Source organism: Sphingomonas beigongshangi, from assembly GCF_016820445.1.
Classification (GTDB): domain Bacteria; phylum Pseudomonadota; class Alphaproteobacteria; order Sphingomonadales; family Sphingomonadaceae; genus Sphingomonas; species Sphingomonas beigongshangi.
This window is the reverse complement of record NZ_JADHDT010000005.1, coordinates 214,490-237,050: the sequence shown is the minus strand read 5'-3', so window position 1 is coordinate 237,050 and position 22,561 is coordinate 214,490. Positions and strand designations below refer to the sequence as shown.

Sequence of the window (22,561 nt, the reverse complement as noted above, 5' to 3'; positions counted from 1 at the left end):
CGCGGCTCCCCTGCCGCCGCGATATTCGTGACCAGGGCGAAGGACGTCTCCGCCGCGAACGTCCGCTATTGGGAGGAAAGTGGAATGTCTGCTTACGGGGACGCCGAGGGCCTTAGCCGACATCTCGTAGCACCGCCATTTCCCAAAAACGATCGGGTTTCGGGAAAGCGGAGGCGTTGTCGAAATACACTAATCAGATATGGTGGCCTTCGCGTCAGTCGCAAGAATAGGGATAGCATCATGTTGTTGGCTGCTCTTCTGCTTCAAGCCAAACCGGTTCCCACTTCCCCATGTGACAACGCAGGTGGCGACGTCGAAATCGCGCAATGTTGGACAGGTGCTTATGACCGAGCGGATGCTGAGCTAAATCGGCGGTGGCCGGACGTGCTCAAGGCTGCCAGCGAAGCGGATCGGGCGTTTGTCCCCAACCAAAGACGGGGCGCACCCGCTGCCGTGCAAGACCTGAAGAACGCTCAGCGTGCATGGCTGAAGTATCGCGATGCTCAATGTGAACTAGAAAGTGACTATGCTCAAGGCGGGTCCCTTCAAGCGATAATTGCCAGCCGGTGCGAAACGGAACTGACCTTGGCGCGGATCAAGCAGCTTCAGGACATAGCTGCCGGGTTTCGGGACGGGTGAGGACGCCGACATATTTTCCCATTTTGTTGGGCGGCCAAGCTTCGTCACCCTTCCCAAAAAACCGACCCGTATCGTGGAAGCGGCCTTTCTGACCGTGCCGAAACGCGCCAAAGGCATCGCCTCTCCCAAAATATGTTCACACTTGCTCTTTCCCGAAATTGGCCTTCGAGGAGGGGGAACCGGGAATGGTTAGGCTGAACGTATGGCGGCTCTCGGGAACAGCGATGGTTCGCCTCAGCGTCCGGGCTTGGGCGGAAGCGGAATGTCCGCTCCTGGGCGAAAGCGGAACGTCCGCTTCGGGGGAAAGCTGCCACCCGCCCGTAAGGCCAAAGGCAGTCTAGATGTGACGCTCTGCGATAATCCATCCGGCGATCACGGTCAGGAAAATGCGCAGGAATGGCCAGCTATCCGCCCCCGCGACGCCAGCAACTCGCAGGAGCCACTGGCCTACGCTTAGACAGCAATGGCAATTACCTCAGGCGGAGCACCGGCTGCCGCAAGTTCGCGGATGAGGAGTGCAATGCTCACCAGCCGTAAACCTTAGCAGTGCCATCAAAACCTGCGACGACCAGCCGCATCGCCGGCACACGCGGGAGACGACCGATGGCCTTCTACATGAGCATGTCCGTTTTCATCGCAGCGAACCTCGGTGTCATCGCCTATGAGCTTCGCGCCGGCCGCTGACCGGTTCGCGAACGTAGGACACTTCCACCAGTTTGATCCGTTGAGCGATGGCTTCACGGAGACGACCAGATGCCCGGACTGCTGCACGATCGCGCGACGCTTTACCGCCGCCTGCCGGACGGTGCTGACGGTAAGCCGCAGCAGGAAAGCACTATGGAAGGCACGTTGTTAGAATGCGCTCGATATTTGCGGAATGAGCCGGACGACGGGCGAGACTGCTTCTTCGCGGAATTGACTGACGGCAAGCGCCTGTCGGCCGTTGAAATTGAGCGGATCGCTGTCGAAGAGGGTGCTTAGCCTCATCGCTGCCCCGCCTTGAGATAAAAGTTGCGGGCAGGGGCATCCAAGCGTGCTGTGCGCTCCACGATTCGAGCCTTGCCTTCTCTTCCAAGCGCAAGCGGAATGCTGCTAGGCTTGAGTCGAATCTCCAGAAGGATTGCCTAATGAAGCTCGCTGCTCTTGCCCTCGCCACCGTTCTCCTGCCGGGGGCTGCATTGGCGCAGCAGTTGCAGCCGGCAAATGAGAAGCCGGCCAAGCCTGCGAAGGCCAAGCAGGTCTGCCGGCGCGACCCCAATACCGGGACACGAATGGCCCAGATGATATGCCACACGTCGGAGGAATGGGCGCAGATTGATAACGCGAGCAGCAGTGCTGCTAGCGACGCAATGGATCGTCAGCGTCGCGGGAACTGATCGCGGTCTCACGCCTGATCCTCTTGGTTTAAGTTGCTAGCGTGATCGATCAGCCGCGTGGCTCTTGCCGCTCGCGCAACCACGCCGGTTAGGGCGGGCGGCTGTAAGGGTTCAGGCCGTTGTTGGGGGCGGCCAGTGTTTGTGGGTCCGCGGAATGCGATAGCAACTCGTGCTTTGACTCGGAAAACGCGGACCGACGGATGGAGGCGGTGGCAGATGCAAGCTCACCACCCCGAGTTAAGCTGAGTCCGCACGTCCCTCCACCGAGGCTTCGTGGCGACGTGATGGGCAATCCGTTTTAGCGTGGCCGCCCTGTAACCTGCCGACCCTGCGTCGTTACCGACGAACTTGGAGGCCACAAAAAGACACTGCAGCGGAGTGTCACCCTAGCGCACCAGGCAGCGTAAGCTGGTTGACGTCATCAGCCGCTGGTCGGGGTGAATCGCACACCTTCTCCGCCGCCCGCCGACGCCTCCCCGGCGCCGATAAAGGTGATACCGGCGATCGTCAGGCAGCGGGCCATGCTTTCTACGGATGTAGGGGCTACGGCGCTGCCGCTCTCAAACCGGCGGACCGTCGCCACACCGATGCCGGCATGCTGCGCCAACTCCTGCGCCGACCAATTCAGCAATGCCCTTGCGGCTCGGCATTGCTCAACGTTCATCATCTGATCGCAATTATATCAGTTCGCACTTGTTCGCCAACGTTCGTGGTGATATGAAAGCGATCACCAAGCGGCTGGGTACGGAGATTAGGCCCTCCAAACCCAGCCTGACCACAACCGATCATGGAAGGATCTGTCATGGCTACCGCTGCTCTTATCACTACTGCGCTGGCAATCGCCAGCCCGCTTGCGACCACGTTCCTCGCGAACGACAACACCGCTTGCTGGACCGATGATGCCCGCGCCAAGATGCTACTCGCGTCCTGCGCTTCCCATCCGCCGGCTGGCGAATGGTCAAAGGCCTTCCACGCTTACGGCGAAGGTGAGGCGTTCCGCTACACCGGCTATCGTGCCGAAGCGCTGTCGGCGATCCGCGACGCGTACGGTCAGCGTGCGCTCGATGCGTACCACGCCCACGGCGAAGCCGCTTATCCGCAGTTCGATGCCTGGTGCCGCTCGATCAGCGTCAACGACGCGATCGACGCCGCCGCCGCTGACGTCTACGCCGTGAAAATGGAGGGCTGAACGATGAACGCCATCAGCCTGTCCAACGTCTTCTCGACGCTGCTGACCCGCTATCGGCGCGAGATCACCGCGCTCGACGGCGCCGACGACGAGCGGGAGATCAACCGCCTCACCAACGCCTCGCAGGAAACGCTGACGCAGCTTGTCGAGAGGCGGCCGAGGACCGCCGCCGCCATGGCGGACAAGATCGACGCGCTGATCCGGCGCTACGACGACTTCGGCGTCATGCCGCTGGCGCACGTCCGCCAGCTGCTGCTCGACGCCCATCACCTCGCGACGGAGCCGGGAACCATCATGGCATGGGTCAGCCAGTGGCACGATCTGGGCGGCAGCCTGATCGTCCAGCCTGACGGCACCAAGATCATCGGCCTGCCGGAGCCGCTGCGGATCGGCGACGCCTATACCGACCAGCTTCCGGCCAACTTGCGCCTCTACAGCCAGGAAGAAGCACTTGGCGCCGCAAAGGCCTTGCAGGCGATGCTGAAGCTCGCCGGGCAGCGCATGATCGACGGCGTCTTCGCCTTCGCCCGCGTCGCGAAGGAGGGCTGATCCATGGCCGACCACACCATAGCGCAGCTAAACCTTCTTCAGGAGGGCGTGTCCTGCGCCGCCGCCACGCTGTCCGCCATCGAGGGCGCCGAGCTGTTCCGCATGCTGCCGGAGGGCGCAATTGCGAAGGATCACCACAATCACGGCTGCTTCCTGCTGTCGATGCTGGGGGAGCACCTGCGGAGGCTTCAGCAGCAGGTAGACGCAATGGATGCCGCGGCTTCGGCCGTGCTGGCGGAGGGCTGACCGATGTCGGACACGACCACCTTCGCCGCCGCGATGTCGGCCAACGAAGCCGCCCGCGATCATTTCACCAGCCTGCCAGCAAACCTGGAGAGCGTCGACCCCGCCGCCTTCGAAGCCGAGACGGCTAAGCTGTTTGAGGCGCTCCGCGTCGCCGATCATGCCGTGCCGAACACCTGGGCGGAGTTCGTTCGCCTGCTCGATCACATGTGTGACGGTGGCGCCTGCAACATCGACGGGGACAATGCCGAGCGGCTGCTGATCCATGCGCGCCGCATCCTCGCCGCGGAGGGCCGCTGAGATGGCAACGAACCCGATCGACTCGCGACCGTTCAACCCCACCGCTTGGCTGCACAACCTCGTCCAGATCGGTGGCGGCTATGCCCTCGCCTCCGGGCGCAAGCTGTGGCTGGTGGTCGAGCATTGTCCCGCGGACGAGCTGACGCCGCTGATGGCTCAGATTGTCGGGCATCCTGATCGCGCCGAGGCGCTGCGCGTCACGATCGAGCGTCGGCAGAACGGGGAGGCATGATCATGGGCCTGATGCACCCCGCCCGCCCCGGTCAGCATCGTACTGGCTCGCCCTGGCCACGCCGCCGGCGCCGGGAGTGGGCGCGGCGGGATGATGCAGTGACGCTGGGCCAGTTGCTGGCGGCCATACCATCGCTGCCCCGCGCCGAGCTAGCCCGCCTCACCGAGCGGCTGATCGATCGAATGGACGAGATCGACGGCGACCCTGACCTCGAGCCGGAAGTCGACATAGACATCACCGGCGACGACGGCTGCGGCCCAATAATGCGGAGCGGCCAAGTCCTCTGGGGCGCCGCCGACGATGACCCCGGTCGCGGTTACATCCCGATCTACGGCGACGATCAATCCGCCGGCCCGCTCAAGGACCGGTTCGGCGGCTACCGCTACAAGCAGGAGACACCCCACGAATAGCCTCGCATCATGGCAGCCGGCATCGCCTCGGCCGCTGAAGCACCAGCCCGTCGCCCGCAGATCGCGAGCGGCGGGCTTTGGCCGTGTTCATCGGTTTCAGGATAGCCACGACCTCGCGGAGCAATACGGCCCCGACTGGTGGCTGCCGATATACAGGCGCGCATTCCCGACGCTGATGTCCGCGGTGGCCGTCAAGCACGACGGTTGGGCACAGCGCGGCGGTATCGATCGTCTGCTGACGCTGTCCTGCGGCCGGACCTACACCGTCGACGAGAAGATCCGGACGCAGGACTGGCCTGATGTGCTACTGGAGCGCTGGTCGGACGAGACGCGGCAATCGCCCGGGTGGGTGCAGAAGCCGCTGGCATGCGACTTCATCGCCTATGCCCATGCGCCCGCAGCCACGTGTGTCCTGCTACCGGTCCCGGCGCTACAGCGTGCCTGGCGCCAGCATGGGCGGTCGTGGATCGGCCTGTATGGCCAGCGCCGTGCCGAGAATCAGGGCTACACGTCGGTCAGCGTTCCGGTGCCTCGGGGCGTTCTGATGCAGGCGATCGTCGAGGCGATGTTCGTCAGTTGATCAACCTATCCGGATTTTTGTCATCCGAGATTAGGATCGTTTTCCGGCGCTTCGATGACGACCTTCGTCACCGGCTTCATCACCTTTTCCATCGCAATGGGGTAATATGCCCCCATGGCTGCCGAGACGACACTTTCCGGCAGCCACCAACGCGCGACCAACTCGTGAGCCTTCACCGTGCCAGCGCGCCATTGATCGATAAACTCATCGCGAATCCACGGCGGCACAAGCGCGATCGTCGCCTTCCAAAGCGCGAATCGATCAGCCTTGTACGGTTCTGACGAATCCTCGCTTAGAGGCTTCGAATTTATCTCTTGGATAAGCTTCCTCACCAAAGCGGGATCGCTTGCTCGCTGTCCAGGAGCATCAAAGACGTGCATCAGCTCTTTTGCCGCCACAATCCGGCGCATAGCCCGGTCAGGCGCAAACTTACTATTCACGAAAATCAACGCATCGTTGTATGGTTCTTCATGAGGGCTGGTCCTATCTTCATCCAACCAGATGAAGTTGCCAAGTTGCGCGCCATCAAAATCAGGAAAATACCTGATCTTAACAGATCCAACGCCCGTATGATGAAGATTGATCAACTCGCGGAGTAATTCAACTTCGACACGAGTCTGCGGCGCTTTAGCTTCAAGACACCGGAAAAAATCATGAAACTGCAATTGCTGGCGCCCATCAAAATGAGGGGCGCCAGCTAACTTAAGCTGCTAACAGCGTCAAGCCTTGGTCGACGTTGGTGATCGTTAGCGAGTCATCATCAAGCGATGCCATGCAAACGAGAATTTGCTCGGCCAACGCTTCCTCGGTCGCGTCGCCCTGGAAGAAAAACTTGACGTCCAGAGCCTGTCGCCCCTGCTGGGGGAACAGCAACGAGATCGCGCGATCGAGCTGCGTATTCATCGTGATGCCTCCTTCTGCCTGAGCCACCGAGTCACCTAAAGTTGTATTGGCCATACCCACTCCAAGGGGGCGCCCTCGACGACGCCGCCTTCTACCTGTCTGATGCTGCACCTGAACGATTAACAAACCGGAAAGTTCGCGATCTATCGTCTCTCAGAGGATCATATGGGCTCATTGCGGCAAATTTAAAGCGAGCGCAATAACCAGTTTGCATGAAGGATGGGACGAAACGCATGGCATACATGCTAACGAACGATGGAAGCAACGGACCAAACCGACCCTAACGCCCACCCTCACGCAACGCCAGCATCATCGATTGGACGCTTGCGAATCATACCTCGATTGTGGGCGCGTGTCACAGCGAAGATAGGCCCGAGATTCGGCGGCATCAGGCCGCGGAACGCGAGCCGCCCCGCCGATAAGCTACGGTTCACGACGCCTATTTCGTTGTGCCATGCTACCGGAGCCATATGGACCCCATCGTTCACCTCCGCGACCTCGTCCCCCAGCCGACCGACCTTCTGGAGATGGAGGCTGAAGAACTAGCCGGTATTCTGCTCGCGGCGATCCAGCGCAGCGGCCATACGCAAGTCAGCCGGCACAACACGATGCTCGCGATCAGCAGCAGCACACCACAAATCTTCGATCTTCAAGTGGCGCGGGAGCTGCCGCCTATTTTGGCGGAGGCATGGGCCTGGCTGGAGCGCGAGTGCCTGTTGATCACCAAGCCCACCGATCCGCACTGGCAGGTGCTGAGTCGCAGGGCCAAGAAGATCACGACCCCGGCGGACTTCGAAGTTTACCGAGGTGCCAGCTCGTTTCCACGATCGCTGCTGCACCCCCGAATTGAGCGGGAAGCTTGGCCTAGTTTCAGTCGGGGAAGATTCGACACCGCCATATTCGAGGCATTCCGGGAGGTTGAGATTGCTGTTCGGGACGCCGCCGAGTTCGAGCAACACGACCATGGCGTCCCGATGGTGCGGCGGGCCTTCCACAAAGACACAGGCCCCCTGACAGACCGGAGCGTAGACGACGGGGAGCGCGAGGCGACCAGCGCGTTGTTCGCGGGAGCGATCGGGTCTTACAAAAACCCTAATAGTCACCGGCACGTCGGTCGGGAGGACGTCGCGGAGGCTGGCGAACTTCTGGTCTTGGCGAGCCATCTGCTGCGTGTCGTCGAGCAGCGTCATCGGCGGCGACCGACGCGCGGTTAAGCGGGTCTAAATGCCGTCCTGCTAGACAACGGGGATGACATTCATCGTCCAGCGCCCTCCCATCCGTGCCATTCAATTCGAAGAAGCCGGCGAGGCGCTAGACCGTCTGATTGCTGCCGCTCAAAGCGACACCGGCGGCGCGCGTCGCGTCGCCTCGTTCCTGCTCTCCTGGTGGGACGGAGATGACGGGCAGTGGGCAATGATCGACATCGCCAACGTCGACGCAGAGATCGGCGAGGACATACTGATCATCATCGCCTATCTCGCGCAAACCGGCGTGTGTTACGCAGACGCATGGGGCCGCGAAAAGGAGATGGGCGAGCTCATCGACAAGTGGAATTGGAAAGGCCGCGGCGGCGCCTGACCCTGAAGCGGTCAGGACATCAACGCCCTGACGCTATCCGCCTGCACCAACACCCGCCTGCCAATCTTCTTCACGACCAGCTCACCGCGCCTGATCATGTTATTCACGGTGCCCAACGACACGCCCAAGACGGCGGCCGTCTCATCCTTGGATAAGGCAACGGTGTTTGGGGCGAGCACTGGACGCGCTGCAGGCTTGGGGATCGGCGCCTCCGGCACGGCGTCAATCGCGACCACATCCAAGCCGCTATCCTCATCTAGCGGGAGAGATGCCTGTTCAGGCTTAGGGGCCGGCTTCTTCGTTGCCTTCGCCCCCCTCACCGCCTTCGCTGGCGCTGCCGGAAGCGGCGCTGGGGGTACTTGGCTATGGTCCTGAGCCGCACTGGCGACCGACGCCTGATCAAACCTCACGCCGATGACGCTTATGCGCTGGCCAGCAACGGGGCCCTCTAGATGCACTGACCCTGCTCCAAAGACATCAGCCGTCTTGTTCTCGGCAACGATGCGGCGCCAGATCGATCGATCAATGCGACTATCGCGCACCTCGTGGCGGGGGGCGCCAGGAACATCCGTCTCGATAAGACGGGCATAGCCCTTCACCACCCCGGCCATCGCCAGATCCGCTAATAGCTGTTCCCGCCCTACGCCGACGCTAGCCGCGTCGAGAATCTGGATAGCGGCGGATGGTGAAATAGGGCGGTGAGCGGTCACGTGACCTCAGTGGCATTGTCAGATCGCCACGCCTGCAGCCGCAACGGTGAAGATATGCCTACCGCCTGCCATCTGAACGTCGCCGACGTTCACTGATGTCCACCAGCATGCAAAGTGCAGTGTGGGACACAATGAGGGACGCAATTATCGCAAGATGGGAGATTTTGCAGCTAACTCAACACGTTAGCTAAGGACGAATGGTGGAGCCGAGGGGGATCGAACCCCTGACCTTCGCAATGCCATTGCGACGCTCTCCCAGCTGAGCTACGGCCCCATCCGTCCGGGAGGCGCCCCACTAGCGGGGGCGCCGGAGTATGGCAAGCGGTGTTTTCACCGCCGGCCACACCTTTTTTCGCGTGGTTGCTTCCCGCCGCGCGCGAGGCGCGACGGGACGCGCATCAATGCTCGTCGTCCTCGTTGGACGTCTCGACGCCCAGATCGTCGTCGCCGCCCAGATCGACCTCGTCGTCCGCCGACGGCTCCTCGTCCTCGGCGCTCAGCGCCTCCAGGTCCTCGTCGCCGCCCTCCAGATCGGAATCGGCCTCCTTGCCTTCCGGCTTGACCTGCTCGAACGGCAGCGGCTGCTTGGACTTGAGGATCGGTTCCGGCACCCACTGCGTATTGCAGTTGATGCAGGTCACGGGATCGTCCTTTTCGAGGTCGTAGAAGCGCGTGGCGCATTTCGGGCACGTACGCTTCGTGCCCCATTCCGGCTTGATCATGCCGCCAGTGTGCCTTTCGGAAAAATGGGTCGTCGCGGCCGAAGGTGGCCCCCTCGCCCGTTTCGTGGCCAGTTACTTTGGGGGCGCCTTGCCATAGCGCAAGGGGACTGTCAAAGCCCGCGGCCAGCCATGTCGAACGCCCCCGCCCGCCCCCTTTCGATCGCCGCGACCGGACCATTGCGCGGCTCCATCACCGTGCCCGGGGACAAATCGATCAGCCATCGGTCGCTGATGTTCGCCGGCCTCGCCGTCGGCGAAAGCCGCATCCGGGGGCTGCTGGAGGGCGAGGACGTGCTCGCCACCGCCGCTGCAATGCGCGCGATGGGCGCCGACATCGCGCGCGGCGACGACGGGACGTGGACGGTGCATGGCGTCGGCGTCGGCGGCCTGCTGCAGCCACAGACCGCCCTCGACATGGGCAATTCCGGCACGTCCACGCGACTGCTGATGGGACTGGTCGCCAGTCATCCGATTACCGCGACCTTCGTCGGCGACGCCAGCCTGTCAAAGCGTCCGATGGCGCGCGTCACCGAGCCGCTAGCCAGGATGGGCGCCGACTTCACCACCAGCCCTGGGGATCGCCTGCCCCTGACGATGCGCGGCCTGTGCCCCGCAGTGCCGATCACCTACACGCTTCCCGTCGCCTCCGCGCAGGTAAAGTCGGCGATTCTGCTCGCCGGCCTCAACACGCCCGGCATCACCCGCGTGATCGAACCGGTGCCGACGCGCGACCATAGCGAGCGCATGCTGCGCGGCTTCGGCGCCGAACTGACGGTCGAGGAGACGCCCGAGGGGCGGCTGATATCGATCACCGGCGAGGCGGAACTGAAGCCGCAGGACATCGAGGTGCCCGGCGACCCCTCGTCGGCGGGCTTCTGGATGGTCGCCGCTTCGGTGGTCCCCGGGTCCGACGTGACGATCCGCAACGTGCTGATGAATCCGACACGGACCGGGCTCGTCACCGCGCTGCGCATGATGGGCGCGTCGATCGACGCCGTCGATGCACGCGACGTCGGCGGAGAGGCGGTCGCCGACCTGCGCGTCCGCCATGCGCCGCTTTCCGCGATCGAGGTGCCGGCGGCACTCGCCCCCAGCATGATCGACGAATATCCGATATTGTTCGTCGCCGCCGCCTTCGCCCAGGGGACGACGGTGGCGCGGGGCGCCCATGAACTGCGCGTCAAGGAGTCGGACCGGATCGCGGCGATGGCGGCGGCGCTCGGGCTGGCGGGCGTGACGGTCACCGAGCATGAGGACGGCCTGTCGATCGAGGGCCGCGACGGCGAGCCCCTGAAGGGCACCGGCGGCGCGCGCATCGCGTCGCTGCTCGACCACCGGATCGCGATGAGCATGGCAGTCGCGGGCATGCACAGCAATGGCGACGTCCTGATCGACGACGCCGCGCCGATCGCCACCAGCTATCCGTTGTTCGTCGACACGGCGTCGCGCCTGGGCGCCGCGCCGCGGTGGATCAACCGATGATCATCGCCGTCGACGGTCCCGCCGCGAGCGGCAAGGGCACGATCGCCAAGGCGCTCGCGCGGCACTACAAGCTGCCGCATCTCGACACCGGCCTGCTCTATCGCGCGGTCGCGCTGACGGTGCGACGGCTCGACCTCGATGCGGAAAAGGAGGCGGACGCGGTCGCCGCCTGCGGCTTCGACGATCTGACGCTGGCCGATCCGGCGCTGCGGACCGACGAGATCGGCCAGCTCGCCTCCGTCGTCTCCGCGCATCCATTGGTGCGCGCGGCGCTGCTCCAGCGACAGAAACGGTTCGCGCACCAGGAAGGCGGCGCGGTGCTGGACGGGCGCGACATCGGCACGGTGATCGCGCCGGACGCGACCGCCAAATTGTTCGTAAAGGCGACGCCGCAGGTGCGCGCGCAGCGGCGCCATGCGGAACTGAAGATGCACGGATCGACGGTCAGCTTCGACAAGGTGCTCGCCGACATCCGCGCGCGCGACGCGCGCGACAGCGGCCGGTCTGCAGCGCCGCTGGTCCAGGCGCCGGATGCGGTGACGCTCGACACCAGCTTCCTGTCGATCGAGGCGAGCGTGCAGCGGGCCGTCGAAATCGTCGAGGCCGCCCGGGCGGGCTAGTCGGTCGCCCAGTCGCTCCGGGCGTGGGGGATGCGAAGGACCGTGATGCCGTCGGCCACCGCCTCGTACACGATCAAGTGTGAGCGATAGGGATGCGCGCGAAGCGGCGGATCGAGTTCGAGGCGTAGCCGCGCAGCATTCGGAAAATCTGCGAGGAAGGCCAGCGTATCGAGCAGCCCTGCGACATAATGCTCGCTCTGGTCCAGGCCGAACCGATCGGCGCCGCCCCAGTAAATGGCGTCGAGGTCCGCTGTCGCGCGACGACTGAGACCGAACCTTGCCACTCGCTACCGGACCCTGCTGCGGATGTCCGCCATGATCTGGTCGATCGGGCGAGGATCGATCCCGCTCGCCCGCGCCTCGTCGACCATCTTCTGCATCGCGGCAATCTTCTCCGCCCGCACCTGTTCGCGGCGGATGAGGTCGCGCACCACGTCGCTGGAATTGGCGTAGCGGCCGGTCTGCGCCTGGGCCTCGACCCATTCCTTCATGGCGTCGGGCAGCGATATGTTCATAGTAGCCATGCCGCAGATCGTGCGATCCATGGCAAGGATTGTCAACTTGCTTTCTCCGCCCTTTGGCGTTACCGCTGCATCGTCCGCCGGACCTATGGTTTGCGGAAGGTGTCGGCGCGTGTGGCATGTCCCCCGCGCCTTTTCGCATATTGGCGATCCCTCACCTCCCGCGGCCCATGCGTACGGCCGGATGCCGCGACCGACATGGGGTCGCCGCGGCGTTTTCAGCCAAGACCAGCGGAGCCAACCGCTTGGCCGGAAACGAATAAGATCGAGGACACTCTAACCCTATGGCTACTCAAGCCCTTCCGAGCCGCGACGATTTCGCGGCGATGCTCGATGACATGTTCGGCGGCGCCGACAGCTTCGAGGGCCGCGTGGTGCACGGCACCGTCACCGCGATCGAAAACGACATGGCCGTCATCGACGTCGGTCTGAAGTCCGAAGGCCGCGTGCCGCTGCGCGAGTTCGCCGCGCCGGGCCAGAAGGCCGACCTCAAGGTCGGTGACGAGGTCGAGGTCTATGTCGACCGCGTCGAGAATATGCACGGCGAAGCGATGCTCAGCCGCGACCGCGCCCGCCGCGAGGCCGCGTGGGACAAGCTCGAGCTCGAATTCTCGCAGGGCAACCGCGTCGAGGGCGTGATCTTCGGCCGCGTCAAGGGCGGCTTCACCGTCGACCTGTCGGGCGCCGTGGCCTTCCTGCCGGGCAGCCAGGTCGACATCCGTCCGGTGCGCGACGTCACCCCGCTGATGGACATCCCGCAGCCGTTCCAGATCCTGAAGATGGACCGCAAGCGCGGCAACATCGTCGTCAGCCGCCGCGCCGTGCTGGAAGAGACCCGCGCCGAGCAGCGTTCGGGCCTGATCCAGTCGCTGCACGAGGGCCAGATCATCGAGGGCGTCGTCAAGAACATCACCGATTACGGTGCGTTCGTCGACCTGGGCGGCATCGACGGCCTGCTGCACGTCACCGACCTGAGCTACAAGCGCGTCAACCACCCGTCCGAGATGATCAACATCGGCGACACGGTGCGCGTCCAGATCATCCGCATCAACAAGGACACGCAGCGCATCAGCCTCGGCATGAAGCAGCTCGAGTCGGATCCGTGGGACGGCGCCAGCGCCAAGTATCCCGTCGGCGCCAAGCTGTCGGGCCGCGTCACGAACATCACCGAATATGGTGCGTTCGTCGAGCTGGAAGCCGGCATCGAGGGCCTGGTCCACGTGTCGGAAATGTCCTGGACCAAGAAGAACGTCCATCCGGGCAAGATCGTCTCGACCTCGCAGGAAGTCGATGTCGTCGTGCTCGAGGTCGACGAGGACAAGCGCCGCATCAGCCTGGGCCTGAAGCAGGCGCAGAACAACCCGTGGGAGGCGTTCGCCGCCGCGCATCCGATCGGCTCGACCGTCGAGGGCGAAGTCAAGAACGCGACCGAATTCGGTCTGTTCATCGGCCTGGACAACGACGTCGACGGCATGGTCCACATGTCCGACATCGCCTGGGGCGTGTCGGGTGAGGACGCGCTGGCGCTGCACCGCAAGGGCGAGACCGTCCAGGCGGTCGTGCTCGACATCGATCCGGAGAAGGAGCGCATCAGCCTCGGCATGAAGCAGCTCGAGCGCGGCGGCCCCGTCGCGGCGGGCGCGGGCGATCGGCTGGGCAAGAACCAGGTCGTCACTGTCACCGTCCTCGAAGTCCGCGACGCGGGCCTCGAAGTGCAGGCGGGCGACGATGGCGCGACCGGCTTCATCAAGCGCACCGACCTCGGCCGCGATCGCGACGAGCAGCGTCCGGAGCGTTTCCAGGTCGGCCAGAAGTTCGATGCGATGGTGACCGGCTTCGATCGTTCGAAGAAGCCGACCTTCTCGGTCAAGGCGATGCAGATCGCCGAAGAGAAGCAGGCGGTCGCCCAGTACGGCTCGTCCGATTCGGGCGCGACGCTCGGCAACATCCTCGGCGAGGCGCTCAAGGCGCGCAACGAGGCGGACAAGAAGTAAGCACAGGTGGGGCCGGGACGCGAAAGTGTCCCGGCTCTGCTCATTTTGGCGGTTGTTATCCGAATTGGACCTATGCTTCGCGCACATTGATGCGTATCAAGGCATTATACGATGTCCTGCAGGAAGCCTGCCAATGATCCGTTCCGAGCTTATCCAGACGCTGACCGATCAGAATCCCGAGCTGAATGCGAAGGACATGGAAACGATCGTCACCACCTTCTTCGATGAGATCACCCGGCGGCTCGCGGCTAACGGCCGCGTCGAACTACGCGGTTTCGGCGCCTTTTCGACCCGCTCGCGCGACGCCCGCCAGGGCCGCAATCCCCGCACGGGCGAGATGGTCGACGTGGATGCCAAGCGCGTCCCCTATTTCAAGCCCGGCAAGGAAATGCGCGCGCGCCTCAACGTGTGACGTCCGGCCTGTCCCTCGCGCCGGTGGTCCCGGCGGCGGCCGAGGACCAAAATGTCGCGGCACGCCCGACAAATGGCCGGCGTCCGTCACGATAGACAAGCGCGCCGGGACGCGGCAACTCGCTGCATGGCGCGATGAACGCGCTTTTCCTCATCCGACCGTCGTCACGCTGTCCACGCCGTGCAAGCCCGGGCTTCGGCGGCATCGCCGCCGCTGCCGTCACCGCCTGCGTGTTTCGCCCGCGCGTCGTTCCGCCGGATAGCCGCGCCGGTCGGTTCCGGTCGCATCCGATCCCTCGGGCCCTGTCGATCGGGCCGGCGATCGCAGCCGCGGGCTTCGCCGCCGGACCCCTCCGCGTGCGCCTGCCGTCACCCGGCGTCGGGCGCATATATCCGACCTCCGGACGCCTCGCGCGGGTTGACGCCCGCGCCAAGCTGCGCTTCGGATCGTTCGTGCGCGGACGTGGCGGAATCGGTAGACGCTGCCGACTTAAAATCGGTTTCCTTCGGAGTGCGGGTTCGAGTCCCGCCGTCCGCACCATCGCCGTCGCCGTGGCGCTCGCCGGCTGCAACCAGCGGCCGGATTCGGGGCCCGTCGTGGCCAGCGCGATCGGGATGCCGCCCCGCGCCGCCGATCCGTCACGCAAGGCACTGGATACGCCTGCCCGCCTGCTGATGGACGCGACCGCCGAGGGCCTCGTCCGGTTTGACGCGGCCGGGCAGATCGAGCCGGGGCTGGCCGAGCGATGGATCGTCATCGACGACGGCATGAGCTACATCTTCCGCCTGCGCACCGCCCAATGGACCGATGGCAGCCCCGTTTCCGCCGACCAGGTCGTGGCGTTGCTCCGTCGTCAGTTGCGCGCCGGATCGCGCAATCCGCTGGCACCGTTCCTCACCGCGGTCGACGAAATCGTGGTCATGACGCCGCAGGTGATCGAGGTCCGCCTGCGTCGACCGCGCCCGGATCTGCTGAAACTGTTCGCGCAGCCGGAGCTTGCGCTGTGGCGGCCACGCAGCGGCGGCGCCGGCCCGTTGCGGATCGTCCATGCCACGGCCAGCCCGCTGCTGCGCCCGGCCATCGATCCCGGCCGCGCCGATCCTGACGATCAGCGCCGCACGGCGCCGGAGGACGAGGTCCGCCTGATCGGCGAACGGGCGGCGCGGGCGATCGTGCGTTTCGCCGCGCACGAATCGGATCTGGTCAGCGGCGGCACCTTCCGCGACTGGCCGCTTGTCGCCTCGGCCGGCGTCGCGCCGGCGAACGTGCGCATCGATCCCGCCGCCGGACTGTTCGGCCTCGCGATCGAACGCCGCGTCGGCTTTCTCGCCGATGCGGCAAATCGCGCGGCGCTGGCGGGCGCGATCGACCGGACGGCGCTGACCGGCGCGGTCATGGCCGGCTGGGAGGGGGCCGACAGGGTCTTGCCCGAACAGCTCGATTCGGCCGCGCCCCCCGCGGTGCCTGGCTGGTCGTTGCTGACGCCGGAGCAGCGCCGGGACGCCTTGCGCGCCAAGGTCGCCGCGGCCGGTGCCCCGGTCACGCTGACGATCGCGCTGCCGTCCGGGCCCGGCGCGACGCTTGTCTATGGGCAAATCGCTGCGACCCTGGTGACGGCGGGAATCGCGCCGCGCCGGGTCGCCGCCGATGCCGCCGCCGATCTGCGCCTGGTCGACCTGGTGGCGCCCTATGACAGCGCACGCTGGTATCTGGCGCAGGCATGCCGGCCGTGCAGCACCGAAGCCGCAACCGCGATCGAGGCCGCGCGCGATGCGCCGACGCTGGCCGAACGGTCGCGCCTGATCGCCGCCGCGGACGTGGCCCTGACCGGCGATGCCGCGTTCATCCCGCTCGCCCGCCCGTTGCGCTGGTCGCTCGTCGCCCTGCGCCTGCGCCAGTGGCAGGCGAACCCGCGCGCATGGCACCCGTTGAACCGGTTGCGCGACGACACCAAATAACCCTCATGACAGACCGCACTCGCCCGATCGACGCGCAGAGCGTGCTCGCCGCGCTTCCCGTTGGCCGTGACCCCGCCTCCGTCCGCACGCGGATCGCGGCGATGGAGCGCGTGATGGAGGGCCTGTTCGTCATCCCCGGCACGAACCGGCGGGTCGGCCTCGACGTGCTGCTGGACCTGATACCGGTCGTCGGCACGACGATCGCCGCGGCCATCGGCTCGTATCTCGTCTGGGAGGCGCGCAACCTCGGCATGTCGAAGATGCAGATGGCGCGCATGTTCGGCAATGTCGGGATCGACTGGGCGCTGGGGATGATCCCCTGGGTCGGCGCGGTCCCCGACTTCTTCTTCCGTTCCAACACGCGCAACCTGCGGATCATCCGGCGTCATCTCGATCGCCATCACCCCGGCACGGTGACGCTGCAGGGCTGAGGCGGACGCTTCGCGCGACAGGCCGTGCCGCGCGGCTGGCGCCGCCGTCCGATCGCGTCTATCCGCACCGCCTCATCGACAAAAGCGATCAACGGAGCGACCCATGGCCGCCACCTATCTGCCGACCCTCAAGCAGCTGCAATATCTCGTGGCGCTGAAGGACCACGGCCATTTCGGCCGCGCGGCAGAGGCGTGTTTCGTCACCCAGTCGACGCTGTCGGCCGGCTTGCGCGAACTCGAGACGCTGATCGGCGTGGTGCTCGTCGAGCGGACGCGCCGGGTCGTCCGCTTCACCCCGCTGGGCGATCGGATCGCCGACAAGGCGCGTCGCGTGCTGCGCGAAGCGGAGGAACTGGGCGATATCGCGCGTGCCGCCGGCCGGCCGCTGTCGGGCGAGATGCGGATGAGCGTCATCCCGACGATCGCCCCGTTCATGCTGCCGCGCATCCTGCCGCGCCTGCGTGCCGATTACCCCGACCTGAAACTGTTCCTGCGCGAGGAGCCGAGCGGTGCGGCGTGCGAGGGCCTGCACAATGGCCGCACCGACTGCGTGCTGCTCGCCCTGCCCTTCGCGTGCGGCGAAGTCGCGTCGCAGACGCTGTTCGACGACCGGCTTTACGTCGCCTATCAGCCCGGCGACATGCCGAGCGACCCTGCCTCCATTCCCGCATCGGCGATCGACGAGACTCGCCTGTTGCTGCTCGAGGACGGCCATTGCCTGAAGGATCACGCGCTGGCGGCATGCAACCGGCCCGAACTACGGGCGGAGGCGACCATGCTGGGAACCTCGCTGCACACGATCGTGCAGATGGTCGACAACGGTCTGGGCATGACGATGTTGCCGCAGATGGCGATCGACGCCGGCATCCTGGAGCATACGGGGATCGTCGCGCGCCCGCTTGCGGCGGAAAATGCGGTGCGGCGGATCGCTTTGGTCTGGCGGCGCGCGTCGCCACGGGAGCGCGACTTCCAGCTGCTCGCCGAAACGCTGGCGCAGGTCCACTGATGCGCAGGATCGATATCGCCCGGCCTGAGCGGGTCGCCCCGACGCGGCGACGCGTCCTGCCCCGCCACAGCGCCGCCATCATGTTGCTGGCGGCCCTGCCCGGATGCGTGCCGCCGGCGGCCATACCCGGCGTCGCCCCGCCGCCGACCAGCGCCACGTTGACGCCGACCGCGGTCGATCCCGCCCGGATCGCCCCGGACGCGACGATCGGCCAGTCCGTCGCGGCCACGCCCGGCCTGTCGACACTGGCGGCGGAGGTCCGTGCCGCCGGTCTGGGCACGATGCTCGACGGGCCCGGGCCCTATACGCTCTTCGCGCCCAGCGACGCCGCCTATGCGCGCCTGGCGCCGGGCGTGGCGCAGGACCTGCTCGCGCCGGACAATCGGGCGACGCTGGCCTTGCTGCTGCGCAATCACGCGGTCGCCGGCGAGGTCGATGTCGCGGCGCTGACGCAACGGATCGAGGCAGGCGGCGGCCGCGCGACGCTGACGACCCTCGCCGGACAGCCCATCACGGCGACGCTGACCGACGGCGTCGTGACGCTGACCAGCAGCAGCGGCGAAAAGGCCTATGTCGAGGCCGCCGACATCCGCCAGGCCAACGGCCTGTTGCAGGTGATCAACGGCGTGCTGACGCCGACGCTGCCGTAAGGTCTGATCCATGTGCGCGAATGCGGTGCCGGCCTACACCCCGCTCCGGCCTCGCTGGATCGCACGTCATGGCCCGGCCGGCGGGGCCCCCGCGCCAGCGACCGGCCGCCCGCGGCGAGGCTGCCGAGCGAATGCCCGGCGTGAAGCAGCGTAGGATGTTAGGGCGGTCCGCCGGGTCAGCCCCAGCGTGCGGCCGCGGCATCGTCCGTGTCGCGCGCCTCGACCCAGCGGGCGACGCCGTCGCGCGTCTCGCGCTTCCAGAACGGTGCGTCGGTCTTCAGCCGGTCGATCAGATAGGCGCAGGCCTCGAGCGCGGCGGCGCGGTGCGGTGCCGCAGCCGCGACGAAGACGATCCGCTCGCCCGGCGTCATCGGGCCGACGCGGTGGACGATCGTCGCCGTGCCGAGCGACCATCTTTGCTGCGCCTGCTCGGCGAGCCGGGTCAGGGCGGCTTCGGTGGCGCCGGGATAATGTTCGAGCTCGAGCGTGCCGACTCCGCCCGTCCCGTCCGCTCCGTCCGCATCGCGGCGCACCAGCCCGGTGAAGGTGGCGATCGCACCTGCCCCCTCCGCTGCCTCGATCCGCGCCATCTCCGCGGCGAGGTCGATCGGATTCTGCTGGACGAGGATGCGGATCATCCGCCCGTCACCGGGGGGAACAGCGCGATCTCGCGGGCGCCGGCGATCGGCGCGTCGAGCGCGACGAACGCCTGGTCGACCGCGGCGCGCAGCCGACCACGATCACTGAGCGCCGCCGCGCCGGCGGGATCGCGCGCGACGAGCCAGTCGATCAGGTCGGCGACGGTGCCGACCGTGGCGGGCGGCGTCACCCGCTCGCCCGCGCGTCCCATCGCCTCGCGTACCCAGGCGAAATAGAGCAGGTCGATGGCCATCGTAATCAATCCATGTGCTTCAGGCCGACGCGCAGGTAATCCCAGCCCGTCACAAGGGTGAGCGCCGCCGCGCCCCACAGGCTGCCGAGCCCGGCGATCTTGATCCACGGCGCGCCGGGCAGCGCGCCGGCGAGGATCAGCGCGCCGAACGCGACGAGCTGCAGCGTCGTCTTCCACTTGGCCAGCTTGGACACCGGCAGCGAAACCTGCAGGCCGGCCAGGAACTCGCGCAGGCCGGAGACCGCGATCTCGCGCAGCAGGATGACGAGCGCGGCGATCAGATGGACGCCCGTGATCAGCGCGGCATCGTCGTGCCGCGTCCCGACCAGCATCAGGATCACCGCGGCGACCATGATCTTGTCCGCGATCGGATCGAGGAAGATGCCCAGTTTCGACACCGCCCCCTGCGCGCGGGCGAGATAGCCGTCGAAATAGTCGGTGATCCCCATCAGGCAGTAGAGCGCGAAGGCGATGCCGAACCCCGCCTCCCACCGCGGCCACCACAGAAAGGCGACGAGCAGCGGAACCGCGACGATCCGCGACAGGGTCAACAGGTTGGGGAGCGTCAGCATGCCCCTTCCTATCGAGCCGGAGGACCGGGCGGAACCCGGCATCGCACGAACCGGCATCATGCCTGCCGCAGGATGGCTAGATGATGCCGCCGCGGGACGATCGCCGTCGCTTCCGCCGCGTCGCGCCACGGGCGCCGCGTCGGCAAAGCTAAGGCGTTGGCGATCCCCCGCGCCTCGGCTATGCCGATGACACGTCCGTCACGATCGAAGGGCCTGCGTCCATCATGCTGAATGCCTTGGGGTTGCTGAAGCAACGCCGCTTCCTGCCCCTGTTCACCACGCAATTTCTCGGTGCGTTCAACGACAATCTGTTCAAGACGTCGATGGTGTTGTTCGCGACCTACGCGATCTTCGACGATGCGCGGATGGAGGCCAATTTCAACGCGCTCGCGACCGGAATCGCGATCCTCCCCTTCTTCCTCTTCTCCGCCCTCGCCGGGCAGCTTGCCGACAGCCATGACAAGGCGCGCATCATCCGCATCGTCAAGACGGCGGAGATCCTGATCATGCTGCTCGGCGCGGCGGGGCTGATGGTGGCGCGTGCCGGACTGCCGACGGTCGGTATCGGCCTGATGCTCGGCGCGGTGCTGTTCCTCGGCGTGCACTCGACCTTCTTCGGCCCGATCAAATATGCGATCCTGCCCCAGCACCTGCCGCCGCACGACGTGCTCGGCGGCACCGGCCTCGTCGAGGCCGGGACCTATCTGGCGATCCTCCTCGGCACCGTCGTCGCCGGCTGGATCCCGATCGAAGGCGCGGCGGCGCTCGTCCTGGTGATTGCGGCGGTCGGCTGGCTCAGCGCACGACAGGTGCCGCCGGCCCCGCGCGAGGGGGCGAAGCTCGCCATCAACTACAATCCCTTCACCTCGTCCTGGCGGCTGATCCGCGCGACGCTCCATATCCCGCGCCTGTTCCTGTCCATCTGCGCGATCAGCTTCTTCTGGACGATCGGCGCCGTGCTGATCGTCATCTTCCCGCCGCTGGTGAAGAACGTCCTGACCGCCGACGAACGTGTCGCCAGCGGCGCGATCGCGGTCTTCTCGGTCGGTGTCGCGCTCGGCTCGGTGGTCATCAACACTTTGCTGCGCGGTCGGATCAGCGCACGCTATTCGCCCGCTTCGGTGATCGCGATGGGCGCGTGCGTGGTCCTTTTCTCCTTCCTGTGCCGCGGCTGGACCCCGGCCCCCGCCGGCGCGCTGTACCATTGGCCGGACTTCGTCGCCCAGCCGCGCGCGATACCGATCATGCTGTGCCTGCTGGCGATCGCGACGACGGGCGGCATGTTCGTCGTGCCGCTCTACGCCTTCCTGACGACGACGGTGGAGAAGGACCAGACCGCCCGCACGGTCGCGGCGAACAACGTCGTCAATTCGGGGGCGATGACGCTGGGTTCGGCGGCCGTGTTCGGGCTGAGCGCCGCAGGTGTCCAACCGCTGGAGATGCTGTTCCTGGTCGCCGCCATGTGTCTCGTCGCGGCATGGCTGGCGCAGAAGCTGCACCAGGCCTGCGACTGACCGCCGCGCGGCGGCCCCGGCACGGCGGTCGTCCCGGCCGTCCCGTTTCGGGACTCAGCCAATCATGGTATAGAAGCAGGTGAAGAACGCCGCGAAGCTCAGGCAGAAGAGCTTCCAGTCCTGATCGTCGTTGCGCGGCCGTGCGAGGCGAACCACGGTGGGGGGAAGGCTCCGCCGGAAAGGATGGCGGGCGGCTTCGTTGGTGAGGACGAGGCGTCTGGTCATGGCGAAGCGTTAACGCGCCGTTTACGATTCAGGCCAGTCGCAAAGAGGGTTAAATCCCCGCCGTCCCATGTCGGGACAGCGAAATGGAGAGGGATTGCAAGGGCATGAGCGTGGCCTTCCGCCGCGAAAGCGACGACGAGCATCTGGAGCCGAAGTTCGAAATCCCGTTGCCGCCCGGCCCCAACCGCGTGACGCGCGCAGGGCTGGCGCTGATCGCGACGCGGATCGAGGCGCTGGAACGCGCGCTCGCCGACACCGATGCCGATCCGGCGGCGGCCGAGCCGATCCGGCGCGACCTGCGCTATTGGCGGACGCGGCGCGCCACGGCGGAACCGACCCTGGCGCCGGACGACGGCAGCGCGGGGTTCGGCACCTATGTGGAGGTCGAGATGGGTGGCCGGACGCGGCGGCTGGCGATCGTCGGCGACGACGAAGCGGATCCCCATGCGGATCGGATCGCCTTTTCGGCGCCTCTGGCACGCGCGCTGACGGGCGCGGAAGCCGGCGACGAGATCGCGTTCAACGGCAAGGAGGGAGCGATCCGCGTTCTGTCGATCGCGCCGATCGACCCGCCGGCGCAATAGCCGGGCTGCGACGGCGGGAGACCGCCGCAGCCCGGTTCCAGACGCCGGGGAGCATCTGAAAGCGTCGATGGTGTCGATTGGGAGAGAACAACACCGACGGCTGTCCCGTTAGCGCGACCATGTGTCCCGCATATTTCCGCGCCGCGGCGATCGGGACATTCGCGTGCAAGACCGCGGGCGCATCGGGTGCCACCTGCCAAGGAGGTGCTTTGCCGTGATGTCCCGAACGACGCCGTCCTGCTGTCACAGCCGCCATCGGCCCGGCCGTC

33 protein-coding genes and 2 tRNA genes are annotated in these 22,561 nt (G+C 66.1%); 23 read left to right on the top strand and 12 right to left on the bottom strand.

The features are described 5' to 3' along the window. Nucleotides 1–240: 240 nt before the first annotated feature. The 3 genes from IQ292_RS10790 (at nucleotide 241) to IQ292_RS10780 (ending at nucleotide 2,015) form a co-directional block, all read left to right on the top strand. Nucleotides 241–639, top strand: coding sequence for a lysozyme inhibitor LprI family protein (locus IQ292_RS10790; protein ID WP_203310309.1), 399 nt, complete (start codon nucleotides 241–243; stop codon nucleotides 637–639). Nucleotides 640–1,392: 753 nt separating this feature from the next. After that, entirely contained in the window at nucleotides 1,393–1,620 is a 228-nt protein-coding gene (locus IQ292_RS10785) for a hypothetical protein (RefSeq protein ID WP_203310308.1), read from the top strand. Between the two features lie 146 nt (nucleotides 1,621–1,766). Next, entirely contained in the window at nucleotides 1,767–2,015 is a 249-nt protein-coding gene (locus IQ292_RS10780; RefSeq protein WP_203310307.1) for a hypothetical protein, read from the top strand. 421 nt (nucleotides 2,016–2,436) lie between these two features. Here IQ292_RS10780 and IQ292_RS10775 read toward each other — a convergent pair whose 3' ends face one another. Then, nucleotides 2,437–2,682: a helix-turn-helix domain-containing protein gene (locus IQ292_RS10775; protein ID WP_238940994.1), complete on the bottom strand. Its 246-nt coding sequence runs from the start codon at nucleotides 2,680–2,682 to the stop codon at nucleotides 2,437–2,439. A 135-nt stretch (nucleotides 2,683–2,817) separates the two neighbouring features. Here IQ292_RS10775 and IQ292_RS10770 point away from each other — a divergent pair, with 135 nt between their 5' ends. The 7 genes from IQ292_RS10770 to IQ292_RS10740 all read left to right on the top strand — a co-directional run bounded on the left by IQ292_RS10770 (nucleotide 2,818) and on the right by IQ292_RS10740 (nucleotide 5,518). Beyond that, the gene (locus IQ292_RS10770) at nucleotides 2,818–3,204 is read left to right on the top strand and encodes a hypothetical protein (RefSeq protein WP_203310306.1); all 387 of its coding nucleotides are present in this window, start codon (nucleotides 2,818–2,820) and stop codon (nucleotides 3,202–3,204) included. 3 nt (nucleotides 3,205–3,207) lie between these two features. Further along, complete coding sequence (locus IQ292_RS10765; protein WP_203310305.1) at nucleotides 3,208–3,753, top strand: hypothetical protein; 546 nt, start codon at nucleotides 3,208–3,210, stop codon at nucleotides 3,751–3,753. 3 nt (nucleotides 3,754–3,756) lie between these two features. Beyond that, a complete protein-coding gene (locus tag IQ292_RS10760; protein WP_203310304.1) occupies nucleotides 3,757–3,999 on the top strand; it encodes a hypothetical protein in 243 nt (80 codons plus the stop codon). A gap of 3 nt (nucleotides 4,000–4,002) precedes the next feature. Next, nucleotides 4,003–4,296, top strand: coding sequence for a hypothetical protein (locus tag IQ292_RS10755; RefSeq protein ID WP_203310303.1), 294 nt, complete (start codon nucleotides 4,003–4,005; stop codon nucleotides 4,294–4,296). Between the two features lies 1 nt (nucleotide 4,297). Continuing rightward, a complete protein-coding gene (locus tag IQ292_RS10750) occupies nucleotides 4,298–4,528 on the top strand; it encodes a hypothetical protein (protein ID WP_203310302.1) in 231 nt (76 codons plus the stop codon). Further along, nucleotides 4,525–4,938, top strand: a complete 414-nt coding sequence (locus IQ292_RS10745) for a hypothetical protein (RefSeq protein ID WP_203310301.1) — start codon at nucleotides 4,525–4,527, stop codon at nucleotides 4,936–4,938. Before IQ292_RS10750 ends, IQ292_RS10745 begins: the two co-directional genes overlap by 4 nt. Nucleotides 4,939–5,113: 175 nt before the next feature. Continuing rightward, entirely contained in the window at nucleotides 5,114–5,518 is a 405-nt protein-coding gene (locus IQ292_RS10740; protein WP_238940993.1) for a hypothetical protein, read from the top strand. A 20-nt stretch (nucleotides 5,519–5,538) separates the two neighbouring features. On the opposite strand, the gene IQ292_RS10735 is transcribed toward IQ292_RS10740, so the two are convergent. After that, the gene (locus IQ292_RS10735; protein ID WP_203310300.1) at nucleotides 5,539–6,183 is read right to left on the bottom strand and encodes a hypothetical protein; all 645 of its coding nucleotides are present in this window, start codon (nucleotides 6,181–6,183) and stop codon (nucleotides 5,539–5,541) included. 37 nt (nucleotides 6,184–6,220) lie between these two features. Further along, complete coding sequence (locus IQ292_RS10730; protein ID WP_203310299.1) at nucleotides 6,221–6,421, bottom strand: hypothetical protein; 201 nt, start codon at nucleotides 6,419–6,421, stop codon at nucleotides 6,221–6,223. Nucleotides 6,422–6,891: 470 nt separating this feature from the next. Here IQ292_RS10730 and IQ292_RS10725 point away from each other — a divergent pair, with 470 nt between their 5' ends. Next, the gene (locus IQ292_RS10725) at nucleotides 6,892–7,635 is read left to right on the top strand and encodes a TIGR02391 family protein (RefSeq protein ID WP_203310298.1); all 744 of its coding nucleotides are present in this window, start codon (nucleotides 6,892–6,894) and stop codon (nucleotides 7,633–7,635) included. A 34-nt stretch (nucleotides 7,636–7,669) separates the two neighbouring features. Next, complete coding sequence (locus tag IQ292_RS10720; protein WP_203310297.1) at nucleotides 7,670–7,999, top strand: DUF7673 family protein; 330 nt, start codon at nucleotides 7,670–7,672, stop codon at nucleotides 7,997–7,999. An 11-nt stretch (nucleotides 8,000–8,010) separates the two neighbouring features. Here IQ292_RS10720 and IQ292_RS17805 read toward each other — a convergent pair whose 3' ends face one another. The 3 genes from IQ292_RS17805 to IQ292_RS10705 all read right to left on the bottom strand — a co-directional run bounded on the left by IQ292_RS17805 (nucleotide 8,011) and on the right by IQ292_RS10705 (nucleotide 9,431). Next, nucleotides 8,011–8,709, bottom strand: a complete 699-nt coding sequence (locus IQ292_RS17805; protein WP_203310296.1) for a helix-turn-helix domain-containing protein — start codon at nucleotides 8,707–8,709, stop codon at nucleotides 8,011–8,013. 198 nt (nucleotides 8,710–8,907) lie between these two features. Then, nucleotides 8,908–8,983: transfer RNA gene (locus IQ292_RS10710), tRNA-Ala, on the bottom strand. Between the two features lie 124 nt (nucleotides 8,984–9,107). Beyond that, the gene (locus tag IQ292_RS10705; RefSeq protein WP_115378913.1) at nucleotides 9,108–9,431 is read right to left on the bottom strand and encodes a TIGR02300 family protein; all 324 of its coding nucleotides are present in this window, start codon (nucleotides 9,429–9,431) and stop codon (nucleotides 9,108–9,110) included. A gap of 129 nt (nucleotides 9,432–9,560) precedes the next feature. On the opposite strand from IQ292_RS10705, the gene aroA reads away from it, so the two are divergent. Further along, entirely contained in the window at nucleotides 9,561–10,913 is a 1,353-nt protein-coding gene (gene aroA, locus IQ292_RS10700) for a 3-phosphoshikimate 1-carboxyvinyltransferase (RefSeq protein ID WP_203310295.1), read from the top strand. Beyond that, entirely contained in the window at nucleotides 10,910–11,533 is a 624-nt protein-coding gene (gene cmk / locus IQ292_RS10695) for a (d)CMP kinase (RefSeq protein ID WP_203310294.1), read from the top strand. Before aroA ends, cmk begins: the two co-directional genes overlap by 4 nt. Here cmk and IQ292_RS10690 read toward each other — a convergent pair. Beyond that, nucleotides 11,530–11,817, bottom strand: a complete 288-nt coding sequence (locus IQ292_RS10690) for a type II toxin-antitoxin system RelE/ParE family toxin (protein ID WP_203310293.1) — start codon at nucleotides 11,815–11,817, stop codon at nucleotides 11,530–11,532. The genes cmk and IQ292_RS10690 overlap by 4 nt on opposite strands. Nucleotides 11,818–11,820: 3 nt before the next feature. Continuing rightward, nucleotides 11,821–12,093, bottom strand: coding sequence for a type II toxin-antitoxin system ParD family antitoxin (locus IQ292_RS10685; RefSeq protein WP_338057623.1), 273 nt, complete (start codon nucleotides 12,091–12,093; stop codon nucleotides 11,821–11,823). Between the two features lie 245 nt (nucleotides 12,094–12,338). Between IQ292_RS10685 and rpsA the strand changes: the two genes are divergently transcribed. The 7 genes from rpsA to IQ292_RS10650 all read left to right on the top strand — a co-directional run bounded on the left by rpsA (nucleotide 12,339) and on the right by IQ292_RS10650 (nucleotide 18,505). Continuing rightward, complete coding sequence (gene rpsA / locus IQ292_RS10680; protein ID WP_203310292.1) at nucleotides 12,339–14,048, top strand: 30S ribosomal protein S1; 1,710 nt, start codon at nucleotides 12,339–12,341, stop codon at nucleotides 14,046–14,048. Nucleotides 14,049–14,181: 133 nt separating this feature from the next. After that, the gene (locus IQ292_RS10675) at nucleotides 14,182–14,460 is read left to right on the top strand and encodes an integration host factor subunit beta (protein WP_203310291.1); all 279 of its coding nucleotides are present in this window, start codon (nucleotides 14,182–14,184) and stop codon (nucleotides 14,458–14,460) included. A 456-nt stretch (nucleotides 14,461–14,916) separates the two neighbouring features. Further along, nucleotides 14,917–15,000 (top strand) — tRNA-Leu (locus IQ292_RS10670). Nucleotides 15,001–15,056: 56 nt separating this feature from the next. Beyond that, a complete protein-coding gene (locus IQ292_RS10665; RefSeq protein ID WP_287979873.1) occupies nucleotides 15,057–16,418 on the top strand; it encodes an ABC transporter substrate-binding protein in 1,362 nt (453 codons plus the stop codon). A gap of 5 nt (nucleotides 16,419–16,423) precedes the next feature. Beyond that, a complete protein-coding gene (locus IQ292_RS10660; protein WP_203310290.1) occupies nucleotides 16,424–16,849 on the top strand; it encodes a DUF4112 domain-containing protein in 426 nt (141 codons plus the stop codon). A gap of 103 nt (nucleotides 16,850–16,952) precedes the next feature. Next, nucleotides 16,953–17,855: a hydrogen peroxide-inducible genes activator gene (locus tag IQ292_RS10655; protein WP_203310289.1), complete on the top strand. Its 903-nt coding sequence runs from the start codon at nucleotides 16,953–16,955 to the stop codon at nucleotides 17,853–17,855. Continuing rightward, the gene (locus IQ292_RS10650) at nucleotides 17,855–18,505 is read left to right on the top strand and encodes a fasciclin domain-containing protein (RefSeq protein ID WP_238940992.1); all 651 of its coding nucleotides are present in this window, start codon (nucleotides 17,855–17,857) and stop codon (nucleotides 18,503–18,505) included. Before IQ292_RS10655 ends, IQ292_RS10650 begins: the two co-directional genes overlap by 1 nt. A 176-nt stretch (nucleotides 18,506–18,681) precedes the next feature. On the opposite strand, the gene IQ292_RS10645 is transcribed toward IQ292_RS10650, so the two are convergent. The 3 genes from IQ292_RS10645 to pgsA are packed head-to-tail and all read right to left on the bottom strand — an operon-like array spanning nucleotide 18,682 to nucleotide 19,969. Then, nucleotides 18,682–19,143, bottom strand: coding sequence for a molybdenum cofactor biosynthesis protein MoaE (locus IQ292_RS10645; protein WP_203310288.1), 462 nt, complete (start codon nucleotides 19,141–19,143; stop codon nucleotides 18,682–18,684). After that, complete coding sequence (gene moaD / locus IQ292_RS10640) at nucleotides 19,140–19,397, bottom strand: molybdopterin converting factor subunit 1 (RefSeq protein ID WP_203310287.1); 258 nt, start codon at nucleotides 19,395–19,397, stop codon at nucleotides 19,140–19,142. The genes IQ292_RS10645 and moaD overlap by 4 nt, the downstream gene beginning before the upstream one ends. A gap of 5 nt (nucleotides 19,398–19,402) precedes the next feature. Beyond that, entirely contained in the window at nucleotides 19,403–19,969 is a 567-nt protein-coding gene (pgsA, locus tag IQ292_RS10635; protein ID WP_203310286.1) for a CDP-diacylglycerol--glycerol-3-phosphate 3-phosphatidyltransferase, read from the bottom strand. 224 nt (nucleotides 19,970–20,193) lie between these two features. Here pgsA and IQ292_RS10630 point away from each other — a divergent pair, with 224 nt between their 5' ends. Beyond that, nucleotides 20,194–21,483, top strand: coding sequence for an MFS transporter (locus tag IQ292_RS10630; protein WP_203310285.1), 1,290 nt, complete (start codon nucleotides 20,194–20,196; stop codon nucleotides 21,481–21,483). Between the two features lie 54 nt (nucleotides 21,484–21,537). On the opposite strand, the gene IQ292_RS10625 is transcribed toward IQ292_RS10630, so the two are convergent. Next, entirely contained in the window at nucleotides 21,538–21,708 is a 171-nt protein-coding gene (locus IQ292_RS10625; protein WP_203310284.1) for a hypothetical protein, read from the bottom strand. A 104-nt stretch (nucleotides 21,709–21,812) separates the two neighbouring features. Between IQ292_RS10625 and IQ292_RS10620 the strand changes: the two genes are divergently transcribed. Beyond that, nucleotides 21,813–22,292 carry a GreA/GreB family elongation factor gene (locus tag IQ292_RS10620; protein ID WP_203310283.1) on the top strand — a complete coding sequence of 160 codons (480 nt, stop codon included), beginning with the start codon at nucleotides 21,813–21,815 and terminating at the stop codon, nucleotides 22,290–22,292. The last annotated feature ends 269 nt before the right edge of the window (nucleotides 22,293–22,561 follow it).

Bases quoted from the DNA above. Each gene is read 5' to 3' on its own strand.
- IQ292_RS10625 (WP_203310284.1), bottom strand. From the start codon at position 21,708: ATGACCAGACGCCTCGTCCTCACCAACGAAGCCGCCCGCCATCCTTTC.
- IQ292_RS10745 (WP_203310301.1), top strand. From the start codon at position 4,525: ATGATCATGGGCCTGATGCACCCCGCCCGCCCCGGTCAGCATCGTACT.
- IQ292_RS10760 (WP_203310304.1), top strand. From the start codon at position 3,757: ATGGCCGACCACACCATAGCGCAGCTAAACCTTCTTCAGGAGGGCGTG.
- IQ292_RS10755 (WP_203310303.1), top strand. From the start codon at position 4,003: ATGTCGGACACGACCACCTTCGCCGCCGCGATGTCGGCCAACGAAGCC.
- IQ292_RS10785 (WP_203310308.1), top strand. From the start codon at position 1,393: ATGCCCGGACTGCTGCACGATCGCGCGACGCTTTACCGCCGCCTGCCG.
- IQ292_RS10765 (WP_203310305.1), top strand. From the start codon at position 3,208: ATGAACGCCATCAGCCTGTCCAACGTCTTCTCGACGCTGCTGACCCGC.
- moaD (WP_203310287.1), bottom strand. From the start codon at position 19,397: ATGGCCATCGACCTGCTCTATTTCGCCTGGGTACGCGAGGCGATGGGA.
- IQ292_RS10650 (WP_238940992.1), top strand. From the start codon at position 17,855: ATGCGCAGGATCGATATCGCCCGGCCTGAGCGGGTCGCCCCGACGCGG.
- IQ292_RS10620 (WP_203310283.1), top strand. From the start codon at position 21,813: ATGAGCGTGGCCTTCCGCCGCGAAAGCGACGACGAGCATCTGGAGCCG.
- IQ292_RS10775 (WP_238940994.1), bottom strand. From the start codon at position 2,682: ATGATGAACGTTGAGCAATGCCGAGCCGCAAGGGCATTGCTGAATTGG.
- IQ292_RS10720 (WP_203310297.1), top strand. From the start codon at position 7,670: ATGACATTCATCGTCCAGCGCCCTCCCATCCGTGCCATTCAATTCGAA.
- cmk (WP_203310294.1), top strand. From the start codon at position 10,910: ATGATCATCGCCGTCGACGGTCCCGCCGCGAGCGGCAAGGGCACGATC.
- IQ292_RS10655 (WP_203310289.1), top strand. From the start codon at position 16,953: ATGGCCGCCACCTATCTGCCGACCCTCAAGCAGCTGCAATATCTCGTG.
- IQ292_RS10675 (WP_203310291.1), top strand. From the start codon at position 14,182: ATGATCCGTTCCGAGCTTATCCAGACGCTGACCGATCAGAATCCCGAG.
- IQ292_RS10750 (WP_203310302.1), top strand. From the start codon at position 4,298: ATGGCAACGAACCCGATCGACTCGCGACCGTTCAACCCCACCGCTTGG.
- IQ292_RS10645 (WP_203310288.1), bottom strand. From the start codon at position 19,143: ATGATCCGCATCCTCGTCCAGCAGAATCCGATCGACCTCGCCGCGGAG.
- rpsA (WP_203310292.1), top strand. From the start codon at position 12,339: ATGGCTACTCAAGCCCTTCCGAGCCGCGACGATTTCGCGGCGATGCTC.
- IQ292_RS10780 (WP_203310307.1), top strand. From the start codon at position 1,767: ATGAAGCTCGCTGCTCTTGCCCTCGCCACCGTTCTCCTGCCGGGGGCT.
- IQ292_RS10725 (WP_203310298.1), top strand. From the start codon at position 6,892: ATGGACCCCATCGTTCACCTCCGCGACCTCGTCCCCCAGCCGACCGAC.
- IQ292_RS10740 (WP_238940993.1), top strand. From the start codon at position 5,114: ATGTCCGCGGTGGCCGTCAAGCACGACGGTTGGGCACAGCGCGGCGGT.
- IQ292_RS10770 (WP_203310306.1), top strand. From the start codon at position 2,818: ATGGCTACCGCTGCTCTTATCACTACTGCGCTGGCAATCGCCAGCCCG.
- IQ292_RS10790 (WP_203310309.1), top strand. From the start codon at position 241: ATGTTGTTGGCTGCTCTTCTGCTTCAAGCCAAACCGGTTCCCACTTCC.
- IQ292_RS10705 (WP_115378913.1), bottom strand. From the start codon at position 9,431: ATGATCAAGCCGGAATGGGGCACGAAGCGTACGTGCCCGAAATGCGCC.
- IQ292_RS10730 (WP_203310299.1), bottom strand. From the start codon at position 6,421: ATGAATACGCAGCTCGATCGCGCGATCTCGTTGCTGTTCCCCCAGCAG.
- IQ292_RS10660 (WP_203310290.1), top strand. From the start codon at position 16,424: ATGACAGACCGCACTCGCCCGATCGACGCGCAGAGCGTGCTCGCCGCG.
- IQ292_RS10630 (WP_203310285.1), top strand. From the start codon at position 20,194: ATGCTGAATGCCTTGGGGTTGCTGAAGCAACGCCGCTTCCTGCCCCTG.
- aroA (WP_203310295.1), top strand. From the start codon at position 9,561: ATGTCGAACGCCCCCGCCCGCCCCCTTTCGATCGCCGCGACCGGACCA.
- pgsA (WP_203310286.1), bottom strand. From the start codon at position 19,969: ATGCTGACGCTCCCCAACCTGTTGACCCTGTCGCGGATCGTCGCGGTT.